Source organism: Kribbella sp. NBC_00709 (assembly GCF_036226565.1).
In the GTDB taxonomy this organism is placed as follows: Bacteria; Actinomycetota; Actinomycetes; order Propionibacteriales; family Kribbellaceae; genus Kribbella.
This window is the reverse complement of the sequence record NZ_CP108996.1, coordinates 3,899,829-3,912,461: the sequence shown is the minus strand read 5'-3', so window position 1 is coordinate 3,912,461 and position 12,633 is coordinate 3,899,829. Positions and strand designations below refer to the sequence as shown.

Here is a 12,633-nt window from a genome sequence, read left to right as displayed (position 1 = left end):
GATCTCTACTTGTGACCGTCACCCTAGACGATGCCTGTAGCGTCGTGGAATGCGAGACCTCGTGTACCCGCCCGTCATCGCCTTCGCGCGAACCGCATTCAAGGTGCTGGACCTGAAGCTCCGTCTGACCGGGACGGACAACGTGCCCCGGACCGGGGCTGCGCTGATCGCCCTCAACCACGTCAGCTACGTCGACTTCATCCTCGGCGGGTACGGCGCGCTGCCGAGCAAGCGACTGGTCCGGTTCATGGCGAAAGAGGTGCTGTTCCGCAACCGGTACTCCGGTCCGTTGATGCGCGGCATGCACCACATCCCGGTCGACCGGGAGGCGGGCGCGGCGTCGTACCAGCAGGCGCTGGCGCACCTGGCCGCGGGCGAGGTGGTCGGAGTGTTCCCGGAGGCGACGATCAGCCGGTCGTTCGAGCTGAAGGAGTTCAAGTCCGGCACGGTCCGGATGGCGGCGGAAGCCGGCGTACCGGTGATCCCGATGATCCTGTGGGGCACGCAGCGGATGCTCACCAAGGACCATCCGCGGGACTTCTCCCGGCACCGCCCGATCTCGATCAGCGTCGGCGCGCCGATCACGGTGACGCCCGACGACGACGCGGGCGAGGCGACCGCACACCTGCGGTCCACGATGGCCGGGATGCTGGACGAGACGATCCGCGCGTACCCCGAGCAGCCTGCGGGCGCCTGGTGGCTGCCGGCGGCGTACGGCGGCAGCGCGCCGACACCGGCCGAGGCGGAGCGGCTGGACCGCGAAGAGCTCGCCCGCAGGGCCGCACGACGTCCGTAAGCCCCGCGTCAGTAAGGCGGACAGGACCTTGACCCTCGGGGCGGAACGAGGGTACGAAGGCACTCGTTGATGGAACAGGAACCTGGGGGGTCCCTGTGCGGCGGGCCGGCGTCGAGAGGCCCGCGGACACGAGCGGGCGGGGAAGGTTTTGTTCGATTCACCGGAAGAGCTGCATCTGTTCGACCCGGGGGCGATGGCCCCGGCGCCGCATGTCGCCGAGCACATCCCGGACGCCGGCGCATTCTTCGTCGACTGGGCGACCCGCGGGCTGGCCGTGGAACGCGCGCGCGAGATCGAGTCCGCCGTGAACGGCCGGCGCAACCAGAACGGCTGGTTCCCACTGGAGACGCTGGACAGCATCGGTAGCAGGGGCTTCTGGCGCGGCCCCCTGACCTATCTGGCCCGGATGACTGCCGACGACCCGCGGATCCTGCAGGAGTGGTCCACTGACGGCCTCCGTGGCGAGCAGGCTGGCCGCATCGAGGCGACGGTGGACCACCTCCTCCACCAGCAGGGCCACGCAGCCGCAGCGACCTGGGCCGTCGCCGTACGACCGCGCATGTACCTCGACGCGGAGGTACTAGGTGACCGCCTGCTGGCCGCGTGGGAGTACAACCTCGGATCGATCCGCGCCAAGGACGTGGCGAAAGCGGTACGCCGCTGGAACCGCTGAGGAACGTACGACGGGCAGCCGCCAGACCGCCCGTCGTACCTCTCAGCGCACTTGAGCGGGTATCAGTGGAACTGCGGGATGATCAGGTACAGCCCGTAGAGCACGGCCGCCAGACAGGCCGCGAAGCTCAGTGCGGCCACACCGGTGTCCGCGACGGACGGCTGCCGCTTCTCGACGATCGCGACCGCCCGCCGGGCCATCGCGCTGACACCGAGGGCGAACAGGACCGCCAGGCCGACTCCGAAGAGCAGGCTGACTATGGCCACCTCACCGAGCGAACCCCAGTCGATGTGCATCGCCGTACTCCTCTCAGGCCGCCGCGGCCGGGGCGGCGGCCGGGGTCGAGCTCGGGTACTCGTTCACGTTCTCGGACGTCACCGGCTTGCGCCGGGACGCGACGTAGATGCCGCCACCGATCGCCACCGCAAGGATCGCGATGATGACCACTCCGAAGTTGCCGGAGTCTGCCACCCGCCCGGATAGAGCACCGACGAGCGCCGCGGCCGGCAGGGTGAGCAGCCAGGCGACGGCCATCCGGCCGGCGACCGTCCAGCGAACCTCGGCCAGCCGCTTGCCGAGGCCGGCGCCGAGGATGCTGCCGGAGCAGACCTGGGTGGTGGACAGCGGGAAGCCCAGGTGGGACGAGGCCAGCAGCACCGCGGTCGAGCTGGTCTCGGCGGAGAAGCCCTGCGGCGACTCGATCTCGGTCAGGCCCTTGCCCATCGTCCGGATGATCCGCCAGCCGCCCAGGTAGGTGCCGGCCGCGATCGCCAGACCGGCCGCCAGGATCACCCAGACGGGCGGCTTCGACCCCGAGGCGAGGCTGCCGGAGGTGATCAGCACCAGCGTGATCACACCCATCGTCTTCTGTGCGTCACCGGTGCCGTGGGCGAGCGAGACCAGCGACGCCGACGCGATCTGACCGACCCGGAACCCCTCGGTGACCGTCTTCTGCCGGGACCGCTGGGTGAGCTTGTAGGCCAGGAACGTGCCGAGCAACGCGACCACACCAGCCACGATCGGCGCCGCGACGGCCGGGATGATGATCTTCTGCACGACGGTGCCGAAATGTACGGCGCTGCTCCCGGACGCGATCCAGGTCGCGCCGATCAGACCGCCGAACAGTGCGTGCGACGACGAGCTCGGCAGGCCGACGTACCAGGTCAGCAGGTTCCACAGGACCGCGCCGACCAGGCCGCCGAAGATCACCGGCACGGTCACCTTGGCGTCGTCGACGATCCCGCTCGAGATCGTCTTCGCGACCTCGGTGGAGATGAACGCACCGACCAGGTTCAGCACGGCCGAGATGGCCACCGCGACCTTGGGTTTCAGTGCGCCGGTGGCGATCGACGTCGCCATCGCATTGGCGGTGTCGTGGAACCCGTTGGTGAAGTCGAACACCAACGCGGTGATGATCACCACGACGACGAGGAACGACAGATCCATCCCGATCACTTCCCTAGGCGGACGATCAGCAGCGTCGACCGACCGTAGGCCGGGTGAGTGAATTCGAAATGAACCGGTTCTGGGAACTTACTCCAAGATCAGATGGGCCAGTCCGTAAACGGCGGCGGCGACGATGCCGGCGGCGGGAATGGTCAGGACCCACGCGGTGACGATGCCCTTGGCGACACCCCAGCGGACCGCGGACAGCCGCTTGGTCGCGCCGGCGCCCATCACCGCGGAGGTGATCGTGTGGGTCGTGGAGACCGGCGCGTGCAGGCCGATCGCCATCACGTACAGGACCGCTGCCGACACCGCCTCGGAGGCGAATCCGCGAGCCGGGTCGAGATGGATGATCCGGCGGCCGAGCGTCCGCATGATCCGCCAGCCGCCGGAGTACGTGCCGAGCGAGATCGCGGTCGCGGCCGAGATCTTGACCCAGATCGGGATGCCGTCGCTCTGCTGGGCATGACCGGTGGTGACCAGCGCCAGGAAGATCACGCCCATCGTCTTCTGCGCGTCCTGCAGGCCGTGGCCGAGCGCCATCGCGGCGGCCGACAGCGACTGCGCCATCCGGAAACCACGCGTCGTCTTGCCGGGGTTGCTGCGCCGGAACAGCCAGAGGATGGCGACCATCAGCAGGAAGGCGCCGAGGAAGCCGATCGCGGGCGACAGCACCATCGGGATGACGACCTTGTCGACGATGCCCGACCACAGCACGGTGCTCGCCGAGGCCAGGCCGGCGCCGACCAGCCCGCCGATCAGCGCGTGGGTGGAGGAGCTGGGCAGGCCGAAGTACCAGGTGATCAGGTTCCAGGTGATGGCGCCGATCAGCGCCGCGATGACGACCACCAGGCCGTGTTTCCCGGCCGGGGTGTTGATGATGCCCTTGCCGACCGTCTCGGCCACCTCGGTGCCGGCCAGCGCGCCGAGGAAGTTGCACGCCGCCGCCATCGCCAGCGCGACCCGCGGCGTCAGCGCCCGGGTCGACACCGAGGTGGCGATCGCGTTGGCGGCGTCGTGGAAGCCGTTGGTGTAGTCGAAGACCAGCGCGATGGCGACGACGGCGATGACGAGCGCGAGCTCCACGCTCAGCCTTCCTTGACGGCGATCTGCTCGACCGTGTTGGCGACGTGCTCGAAGGCGTCGATCGCGGCCTCCAGCAGATCGACCACGGTTTTGAGTTTCATCACTGTCAGCGCGTCGTACTCGCCGCTGAACAGCTTGGCGATCAGCCGCCGGTGCACCGCGTCACCGGTGTTCTCCAGGCGGTTGATCTCGATCCAGTACTCGGCCAGGTCCTTCATGGTCCGCAGCCGGGGCATGGTCTCGGCGGTCAGCTGCGCCATCCGCTGGAGTACTTCGATCTGCTCGGCGATCTCCTCCGGCAGCTTCTCCAGGTTGAAGAGGTGGACGGTGTCGACCGCCTCCTCCATGAAATCCATCACGTCGTCGAGATCGGAGGCCAGCCGGTAGATGTCCTCGCGGTCGAACGGGGTGACGAACGTCGAGTTCACCCGCCGGATGATCGAGTGGGTGGTCTCGTCGGCCGCGTGTTCAGCGTCCTTCATCTCGGCGGCGATCTGATGGCTCGCGGACAGTCCGGTCCCGGCTGTACTGCCGAGCAACTCCGCGAGGATCCGGGATCCGTCCACGAGGTGATTGGCGGACTCGGTGAAAAGGTCGTAGAACGTCGGGTCGTTCGGACGCAGACGTAACGGCACTTCAAGCTCCGGGTGAACGAGGGACAAACCGTGAACATGCTAGGGGGAACATCCGTCTGACGTGGCATCCGCCCGGGTCAACGTAGCGCGTCGCGGTGAACTGCCCCGAGAAGCGATATACGGTTGGTAACCGATCGGTTTCAACGCGTTATCACGGCGTACAGGTCGAAGAGACCGACGACCAGGACCAGACCGGCCGCGATCCGCAGTACGTTCTGGTGGCCGAGGGCATGGATCGCGCCGCCCTCGGTCCGGCGGTACACGGCGCTGACCGCGGTCCAGCAGCCCAATGACAGCACCAGAACGACGATCCCGAGCCCGGTCCGGACATCCGACGACCCGTGGCCGGAGGCAAGCAGCAGGATGCCGTTGGCGATCAGGCCGAGCGCGGTACGACGCCATGCGAACAGCGTCCGCTCGGGCTGCCGGCCGGGATCCGGTGTGCTCATCGCCACAGTGAGAACAACAGGCCGATCAGCCCCACGACCGCGATCGTTGCTCCCAGCATCAAGGGCAGGCGGGTGACCGGAAGGGCGCCGCCGCGGCGGATCGCGGTCAGGTTCTGCTGCCAGCGGCGGAAGGCTCCGGCCGTCGTGACGATTCCGGCGCAGACCAGGATCAGGCCGATGATCCGGGCCGGCCACCGGTCGGGGCCGAGGTCGAGGAACTGGACCGCGGACAGTCCCCCGGCGTAGCAGGCCAGCGAAGTCCGCAGGTAGGCGAGGTAGGTGCGCTCGTTCGCGAGGGTGAAGCGGTAGTCGGGCTCCTCCTCGGTCATCCGCAGCTCACCAGACCATGGTCCTGTTTCAGCGTCAGCACACGCCGCACGCTACTCGTCAGCTGCGCCGCGAAGGGCTCGTCCTGCTGGGCCTTGGCGACAAGCGCATCCACCATCGTCGCGGTCAGCCCGGCCTTGGCGTTGATCACGATGTCGCCACCGGCCGCGACGAACCGGGTCGCGCGGGCGCCGGCCGGGACCGATGCGACCTCGGCGGCCGCGCCCACGTCGTCGGTGATCACGACGCCGCGCCAGCCCAGGTCGCCGCGCACCATGCCCTGGATGACGGTCGGCGAGAAGACCGCGCGGTTCTTCGGATCGATCCGGGTGTACGTCACGGTCGAGATCATCACCATCGACGCACCGGCCTTGATCCCGTCGGCGAACGGCTGCAGGTCGGCGTCACCGCGAACCGTGACGCTGTCGACCACACCGGCGGAGAAGTCGGTGTTGCCGCGCACCCGCCCGAGTCCCGGGAAGTGCTTGACCGAGGTCGCCACCCCGGCCTGGCGCATCCCCTGCACGAAGGCCTGTACGCCGCGGCCCGCCTCGTCCGGTGTGTCGCCGTACTCGCGGTTCAGCTGGCCGATCGGGGCGTTCTGCGACTTCAGCGAGCTGGGTACGACGTCTGCGACCGGCGCGAGGTCGACGTTCACACCGGCCTGCTTGAGCTGACTGCCCCACACCTGTGCCTGCGCGGTGAGCTTGGAGCTGGACCAGGTGCCTTGGACCGTGGCTGCGGGGATGCGGTCGAAGCCGGCGCCCTTCAGGCGCTGGATCTGGCCGCCCTCCTGGTCCGCCGCGATCAGCGGGCGGACGCCCTTCACGGTGGCCGCAGTGGTCACCGCAGCCATCGCCGAGCGCGTGTGGGCGACGCCGCCGCTGCTACCCATCAAGAAGACACTGCCGGACTTCTGGCCGTTTACGACGCTCCGCTGGGCGGAAGTCATGCCGCTGGCGTCGATGCCGGTCATGATGAGCTGGGCGGCCTGCTCGCGCAAGGTGAGGGCCTGGAGCTTCTGGTCGATGCAGCCCTTGGTCGGGGGCGCGGTTGCTGTCGGCGTCTCGGACGGGGTCTTGGTGGCCGGGCTGGGCTCATCCGTTGGCTGCTCGGTCGGCTCGATGGGGACCGACGAGGACGGCACGGTGCTCGGGCCTGCGTTCGGTGGGGAGTTGCTGTCGCCGCAGCCGGCGACCGCGAGGACAGTCAGCGCGATCAGCGCGACCGGTCGCCTCATCTCAGTTTCGCTCCCACGCCGCGCGGTCGACGGTGTCCCCGGAATGCCGGGCCAGGGTGGCGCAGACGTCGTACAACTGCTCGACCTGCTCCGCGGTCAGGGCGTCGAAGATCGACTTGCGAACCTCTTCGACGTGGCCGGGCGCCGTGTCGACCAGCTTCTGCTTGCCCAGCTCGGTGAGGATCGCGACCTGGCCGCGGCGGTCGGACTCGATGCCCTCGCGCTTCACCCACCCGTTCTCCTCCAGGCGGTTGACCGCGTGCGAGAGCCGGCTGCGTGAGCCTTGCGTCGCCACCGCGAGCTCACTCATCCGCAGCCGATTGCCCGGCGCCTCGGACAGCCGGACCAGGATCTCGTAGTACGTGTGGGGGATTCCGGCGTCGCGCTGCAACTGTTGCTCGATGCGGCTACTGACTACTCGTTGCGCCGCGATGTACGCGCGCCAGGCCTGTGCTTCTCGCTGGTCCAGCCACCGGGGTTCCGCCATCCCCGCAGCGTACTGGTTCGCCGATGCGGATCAGCAGTACGGCAACGGCACAGACCAGCATGCCTGCGACGGCGAGCGCGCCGATCGTCTCGTGGAAGAGCAGGAACGCGAACACCATCGTCGTCGGCGGGACCAGATAGAGCAGCGAACTGATGCGGGTTGCGCCGGAGAGCTTGAGGTTGACCAGGTACAGGCCCCAGCCACCACCGGTCGCCAGTAGCACCAGCCAGAGCACCGCCCCGTAGAAGCCGGGCTCGTCCGGCACAGTCAGCTTGTGAGTCGAGGCGGCCAGCGCGGTGAAGAGGACAGCCGACACCAGGCTCTGCACGGCCAGTGCGTCCAGAGAGCCCGTACTCGGCTTGCGGTGGCGATCCAGGCAGGTGCCCGCCACGAGACCGAGGAGGCCGCCGATCGGGACCAGGAACAGCAACGGCGAGGCAACGCCGGCACCGATGTCGTCGGCGACGACCAGGCCCACGCCGGCCAGACCGAGAACCAGCCCGAGCCATTGCCGCCGGCTGACGCGCTCGCCCAGCAGCGGCCCGGCCACGGTCGCGATCAGCAGCGGCTGCAACGAACCGATGAGGGCGGTGACCCCGGCCGTGATCCCGTGGTCGATCCCGGTGAAGATCAGGCCCAGGTAGACGAACTGGGTGAGGAACGCCATCCAGATCTGGGTCGCGAGATCCCGGCGGGAGATCCGCGGCCGCCTGATCACCAGGATCACGGCGGCGATCGCGCCCGCGACGAGGTACCGCCAGGCGAGCAGGTCGAACGCGGTCGTGTACTGCGTACCCCACCTGGCGCCGATGAAGCCGCAACTCCAGAACACGACGAACCCGGCTCCGGCCGTCAGCGTGAGCGCCTTGTTGGTGGTCATGACCGCGAGAGTAACCACACCGGTCGGTATACTGTCAGTATGCTCGACCACCAGGTGAGACTGATCATGGACCGCAAGGCGCGGGTGGCGCCCCGGTTGACCCCGGCCGGCGAGCGCATCCTCGCGGCCGCGTCGACGCTGTTCTACGAGCAGGGGATCCGGACGGTCGGTGTCGATGCGATCGCCGCGGCCGCGGACGTGACGAAGAAGACGCTGTACGACCGGTTCGGGTCGAAGGATCGGCTGATCGCGGCGTACCTCGAGGAACGGGACCGGGTCTGGCATCTGTTCCTGGACGAGCAGCTCGCCGCTCGGCAGCCGGCCACGCCGGAAGAGGTGATCCTGGCGTTGTTCGCGGCGCTCACCGACTGGCTGGCCGGGTCGCGTAACGGGTGCGGATTCATCAACGCCAGTGTGGAGCTGGCAGCGCCGGACCACCCGGCGATGCCGGTGATCGTCGACCAGAAGCGGTGGATGCGGTCCGAGTTCGAGGCACAGGCACACGCTGCCGGGCTGGTGGACCCTGGCGAGCTGGCAGATCGCCTGCTGTTGCTCCACGAGGGAGCGCTCGTCAGTTACCGGGTCGCTGCGATGACCGAGGCGCCCGAGGTCGCCGCGCGGGCGGCAGCCGATCTGCTGGCCGGGTGGCCGCGCGGCTAGGTGTTGCTGCGCTTGGTGAGCGTGAGGCCGACGAGGCGGGACACCACCATGGCGACGTACCCGAGACCGGCCAACTGCTCGATCATCACGACGGAGCGACCCCAGGACGTGATCGGGACGATGTCGCTCAAGCCAGTGCTGGACAGAGTGGTGAAGCTCAGGAAGAGCAGCTCCATCCACGTGCGATCGTTGCTTGGAGCAACAGCAGCGGTGAAGCTGGCTGGCACGAGGACCTGGACGAACACGTACAGGTAGGCGAAACCCCAAGCCACCAACGTGAACGTCGCACCGGTCGCGAAGAGCTCGTCGACGCTGACGTCGTGGTCGGACAACATGTAGCGAAGCAGGCTGTACGCCGCGTAGAAGTAGAAGGCGGCGTGTAGAAGCGCGGAGATCGCGACCACCGGATCGGTGGGGTTGAACGCGTCGACCAACGACAGCACGACGGCCGGGATGCCCAGGCAGATGCTGATCCAGGTGAGTCCCGGGGTCGACCGGACGGAGAAGACCGCGAGCACGAGCACGACGATGCCGAGGATCTCGAACGCGACCCGGCCGGGGCGTGATCCCTCCATCGCCGGGTAGACCAGCACGCCGAGCAACTGCACCACCAGCAGCACGGCCGACGGATTCCGCCGGGCACTGCCGAGGATCGTCACCGCCCACCACCCTCGGCCGCGGCCTCTTGTTGTGCGGTCCCTTGTTGTGCGGCGTCCTGTTGTGCCGCCTCCTCGTGTGCTGCTTCTTCGCGGGAGGCGATGATCGCGGCGCGGCGGGCCAGCCGGTGGCTCCGGCGGATCCCGGCCTCGCGCAACCGCCGCCGGTCCTCGTCCGTCACCGGCACGACCTGCGGGACCTCGCGCGGTTTGCCGTCCTCGTCCACCGCCACAAACACCAGGTACGCCGAGGCCACGTGCACCTGCGGACCGACCGCATCCCACCGATCAGCAGTGATCCGTACGCCGACCTCCATCGAACTGCGCCCGGTCCAGTTCACCTGCGCACTGAAATGCACGACGTCACCGACTCGCACCGGCACCAGGAACACCATCTCGTCCATCGACGCCGTGACCGCGGGCCCGCCCGAGTGCCGCGCCGCGACCACACCGGCGACCGAGTCGACCAGCGTCATGACCACGCCGCCGTGCACGGTCCCGAGCAGGTTGGTCTCGTTCTGCGCGGTGATGTGCGACAGCGACAGCCGGGTCTCGGAGGTCGGCCGCGACGGCGGACTGCTGGACATACAGGCTCCTTCGGGCTCCCGGACGGGTCAGCGCAGCGTATCCCGGAGTTGTCCACAGGTTTGGAATCGTGGTCTCCGGCACGGGCCGATCCTCGTACTTTCTCTGCCGAGAAGGAGGACTCCCGATGACCATCGACGCATTCACCGAACATGCCCAGGGCAACAACTCCGCCCGTCCCGACCCAATGCTGACCCCGTTGTCGCAGGCCCAGGCCGCGCGACTCGTGCGCCTCGCCCTGTCCACCGCAGCCGAGCTAGGCCTCGACCTCTGTTACCAGGGCGGCGCGGCTCTGGTCCCGGCCGACCGCTCCGCCGACACCCCGGTGCTCGGTCTGAGCAACCTCGCCCGCGTCCTCGCCCAGTTCGACGAGGACCGCTGGCCGGTGCTCGTCGAGGAGCACCTCGACCAGATGCTGGAGCAGTTCCGCCAAGGTCCACCGAGAGCACCGGCGGATCCCGAGCGTGAGCTGATCCAGCGGCTCGTCCCCCGCGATGCATTACCTCCGCAGTGGACCGCGGACCGGCCAGACTTCCTGCCCGGCCTGCTGTCCGTCCCGTCCACGACCGACGACGGGATCGTGACCATGTTTCTCGATCCGACCGATATGGGCCTCAGCTGGCCGGATGCAGAGCGCTTCGGTCTGGCCAACCTCCGCCTTCTGACCGACCGGGTCGAGCGCGTCGATCATGAGGATCTCCACGTCGCCTTCGTCACCGGGACGCCCTTCGCCGCCTCCCGGGCGCTCGTTCTCGACACCGTTCTCCGAGAGTCCCTGCACGTGGATCAGGCACCACACGGCGTCCTCGCCGCCGTGCCGGCCCGGGACACGCTGATGCTGCACGTGATCCGGGACCTGTCCGTCATCCCGGCCCTCGGTCTCCTGCTCAACGTGGCCGCCCGCAGCTACGCCCACGATCCTGGCCCACTGTCGCCGGACGTCTTCATGGTGACTCCCGACTTCCGCTGGCTGCCGGCGACGACGCTGTCGCCGGACTACACCCCGCTGCGGTTGTCCCCCGAGCTCGAGTCCCTCACCAAGGTCCTGGCGACCCGGGAGGCGACGTCGAGGATCCGGCCATGACAGGTGCCTCAAGCAACTATTCGGCGCGTCGACCTGTGCAGCCGGCGGAACTGTTCAGCGACCAGGAGGTGTGAAGTGACCAGGCCAGTCGGAGTGACGGATCCGGGAGATCTCCCGGACCTCGCCGAGGGTGCTCCACTCGTCCTTGCCGAGGCGGGCGAGCGGGCGGAGCCGACGGACGTCGGGATGATCGCCGTCCATCACCGCGGCGTCGATCGCGAGGTGCCGGACCTGACCGATCACGAGGGTGCAGTCGCCGAGTTCGAGGGTGGTGTGCAGGGTGCACTCGATCGCCACGGGCGACTCCGCGACCCGTGGGACGGAGACGGTCCGCGACGCCTCGGTGGTCACGCCGATCGCCTCGAACTCAGAGATCTCCGGCGGGAAGTTCGTCCCGGAAGCGTTCACCTGCTCGTACAGCGGCTCCGCGGCGAAGTTCACCACGAACTCGCCGGTCGCCTCCACGTTGTTCAGACTGTCCTTCCGCCCGACCGAGGTGAACTGCACCATCGGCGGCTGCACGCACGAAACGGTGAAGAACGAGTGCGGCGCGAGGTTCAGCACGCCGTCGGCCGACCGGCTCGACACCCAGGCGATCGGCCGCGGCACCACCACGGAGTTCAGCAAGGCGTAGAACTCCCGCCGACTCACCACTTCCGGATCCACGTCGATACGCACGCCACCAATTGTGTCGGGTTGCGGCACCGCGCCGTCACACCGGGGACAAGGACCACGGTCGAGCAGCCGACCTGCCGTTATCAAGTCGACCGTCGTCCGGCCTGCCACTACGTTGAGCGGATGGGCGCTGGGCAGTGGGATGAGCTTGCAGACAAGGTGTGGTTCCGCCGCTACGACTACGGTGACGAGAATGTCGGGGTCATCGGCAGCGGCGCCGGGCTGCTGGTCGTCGACACCCGAGCCACGGAAGTTCACGCGCAGGAGCTGATCGCCGACATTCGCAAGCTTTCGGACGAGCCGATCGTCAGCGTGGTCAACACCCACGGCCATTGGGATCATGTCTTCGGCAATGCCGCCTTCGGCGATGTACCGATCTGGGGACATCGGTCGCTGCCCGCATTCATGGCGGCGACGAGCGAGCCGATGCGGAAGCTGCTGATGACCACCGAGCCGTTCAGCGCCATGGCGACAGCGCTCGGTGCGGTGCGGATGACACCGCCGACCAACTTCGTCGAGACAGAGCAGCAGCTCTCGGTCGGTGGTCGGGAGATCCACCTGCGCTACTTGGGCAGAGGACACACCGACGGCGACCTGATCGTCGAGATCCCCGACTGTTCAGTCACCTTCGTCGGAGATCTCGTGAAACAGAACGGTCCACCCGGGTACCGCGACAGCTACCCGCTGGAGTGGCCTCAGACGATGCGGCGTGTCATCGGCCGGCTCCACGGCCCGGTTGCTCCGGGGCATGGGGACGTCACCGACCGGTCGTTCGTCGAGTCATTCACCGAGCAGTTGGACGCTGTCGCAGAGCTCCTTCGGCAGGTCATCGCCGGAGAGCGGTCGCCGGAGGAAGCGCGCGCAGACTCGCCGGTGCACCCACGTGCGTTCGAGCTGGCGTTGGCCCGAGCGCAGGCAGACAACCCCTGACCAGGCCGATCCCGGCACGAAACG

Annotated in this window: 17 protein-coding genes; 5 read left to right on the top strand and 12 right to left on the bottom strand. The window is 68.3% G+C overall.

Annotated features, from left to right (window positions below; genetic code table 11):
• Positions 1-49 precede the first annotated feature (49 nt).
• Both OHA18_RS19260 and OHA18_RS19255 read left to right on the top strand, forming a co-directional pair.
• Positions 50-796, top strand: coding sequence for a lysophospholipid acyltransferase family protein (locus OHA18_RS19260; RefSeq protein ID WP_329005512.1), 747 nt, complete (start codon positions 50-52; stop codon positions 794-796).
• Positions 797-944: 148 nt separating this feature from the next.
• Positions 945-1,469, top strand: coding sequence for a hypothetical protein (locus OHA18_RS19255; RefSeq protein WP_329005511.1), 525 nt, complete (start codon positions 945-947; stop codon positions 1,467-1,469).
• A 62-nt stretch (positions 1,470-1,531) separates the two neighbouring features.
• Here the strand turns inward: OHA18_RS19255 and OHA18_RS19250 are convergent, their stop codons facing one another.
• The 9 genes from OHA18_RS19250 to OHA18_RS19210 form a co-directional block, all read right to left on the bottom strand.
• Positions 1,532-1,765: a hypothetical protein gene (locus tag OHA18_RS19250; RefSeq protein ID WP_329005510.1), complete on the bottom strand. Its 234-nt coding sequence runs from the start codon at positions 1,763-1,765 to the stop codon at positions 1,532-1,534.
• Positions 1,766-1,778: 13 nt separating this feature from the next.
• A complete protein-coding gene (locus OHA18_RS19245) occupies positions 1,779-2,915 on the bottom strand; it encodes an inorganic phosphate transporter (RefSeq protein ID WP_329005509.1) in 1,137 nt (378 codons plus the stop codon).
• A gap of 87 nt (positions 2,916-3,002) precedes the next feature.
• Positions 3,003-4,001 (bottom strand): inorganic phosphate transporter, encoded by a 999-nt coding sequence (locus OHA18_RS19240; protein WP_329005507.1) that lies wholly within the window; start codon positions 3,999-4,001, stop codon positions 3,003-3,005.
• A gap of 2 nt (positions 4,002-4,003) precedes the next feature.
• Positions 4,004-4,636 carry a DUF47 domain-containing protein gene (locus OHA18_RS19235; protein WP_329005506.1) on the bottom strand — a complete coding sequence of 211 codons (633 nt, stop codon included), beginning with the start codon at positions 4,634-4,636 and terminating at the stop codon, positions 4,004-4,006.
• Between the two features lie 140 nt (positions 4,637-4,776).
• Complete coding sequence (locus OHA18_RS19230; protein ID WP_329005505.1) at positions 4,777-5,085, bottom strand: DUF202 domain-containing protein; 309 nt, start codon at positions 5,083-5,085, stop codon at positions 4,777-4,779.
• Positions 5,082-5,414, bottom strand: coding sequence for a YidH family protein (locus OHA18_RS19225; RefSeq protein ID WP_329005504.1), 333 nt, complete (start codon positions 5,412-5,414; stop codon positions 5,082-5,084). Before OHA18_RS19225 ends, OHA18_RS19230 begins: the two co-directional genes overlap by 4 nt.
• Positions 5,411-6,652: a glycoside hydrolase family 3 N-terminal domain-containing protein gene (locus OHA18_RS19220; RefSeq protein ID WP_329005503.1), complete on the bottom strand. Its 1,242-nt coding sequence runs from the start codon at positions 6,650-6,652 to the stop codon at positions 5,411-5,413. Before OHA18_RS19220 ends, OHA18_RS19225 begins: the two co-directional genes overlap by 4 nt.
• A gap of 1 nt (position 6,653) precedes the next feature.
• On the bottom strand, positions 6,654-7,139 hold the full coding sequence (locus OHA18_RS19215) for a MarR family winged helix-turn-helix transcriptional regulator (protein WP_329005502.1): 486 nt from the start codon (positions 7,137-7,139) through the stop codon (positions 6,654-6,656).
• The gene (locus OHA18_RS19210; protein WP_329005501.1) at positions 7,060-8,019 is read right to left on the bottom strand and encodes a DMT family transporter; all 960 of its coding nucleotides are present in this window, start codon (positions 8,017-8,019) and stop codon (positions 7,060-7,062) included. Before OHA18_RS19210 ends, OHA18_RS19215 begins: the two co-directional genes overlap by 80 nt.
• Positions 8,020-8,058: 39 nt before the next feature.
• Between OHA18_RS19210 and OHA18_RS19205 the strand changes: the two genes are divergently transcribed.
• Positions 8,059-8,679 (top strand): TetR/AcrR family transcriptional regulator, encoded by a 621-nt coding sequence (locus OHA18_RS19205; RefSeq protein WP_329005500.1) that lies wholly within the window; start codon positions 8,059-8,061, stop codon positions 8,677-8,679.
• On the opposite strand, the gene OHA18_RS19200 is transcribed toward OHA18_RS19205, so the two are convergent.
• Both OHA18_RS19200 and OHA18_RS19195 read right to left on the bottom strand, forming a co-directional pair.
• Positions 8,676-9,338, bottom strand: coding sequence for a potassium channel family protein (locus OHA18_RS19200; RefSeq protein ID WP_329005499.1), 663 nt, complete (start codon positions 9,336-9,338; stop codon positions 8,676-8,678). The genes OHA18_RS19205 and OHA18_RS19200 overlap by 4 nt on opposite strands.
• Complete coding sequence (locus OHA18_RS19195; RefSeq protein WP_329005498.1) at positions 9,335-9,922, bottom strand: acyl-CoA thioesterase; 588 nt, start codon at positions 9,920-9,922, stop codon at positions 9,335-9,337. Before OHA18_RS19195 ends, OHA18_RS19200 begins: the two co-directional genes overlap by 4 nt.
• A gap of 125 nt (positions 9,923-10,047) precedes the next feature.
• Here OHA18_RS19195 and OHA18_RS19190 point away from each other — a divergent pair, with 125 nt between their 5' ends.
• Entirely contained in the window at positions 10,048-11,004 is a 957-nt protein-coding gene (locus OHA18_RS19190) for a hypothetical protein (RefSeq protein WP_329005497.1), read from the top strand.
• Positions 11,005-11,058: 54 nt separating this feature from the next.
• Here the strand turns inward: OHA18_RS19190 and OHA18_RS19185 are convergent, their stop codons facing one another.
• Complete coding sequence (locus OHA18_RS19185) at positions 11,059-11,682, bottom strand: flavin reductase family protein (protein ID WP_329005496.1); 624 nt, start codon at positions 11,680-11,682, stop codon at positions 11,059-11,061.
• A gap of 120 nt (positions 11,683-11,802) precedes the next feature.
• On the opposite strand from OHA18_RS19185, the gene OHA18_RS19180 reads away from it, so the two are divergent.
• Positions 11,803-12,609, top strand: coding sequence for an MBL fold metallo-hydrolase (locus OHA18_RS19180; RefSeq protein ID WP_329005495.1), 807 nt, complete (start codon positions 11,803-11,805; stop codon positions 12,607-12,609).
• The last annotated feature ends 24 nt before the right edge of the window (positions 12,610-12,633 follow it).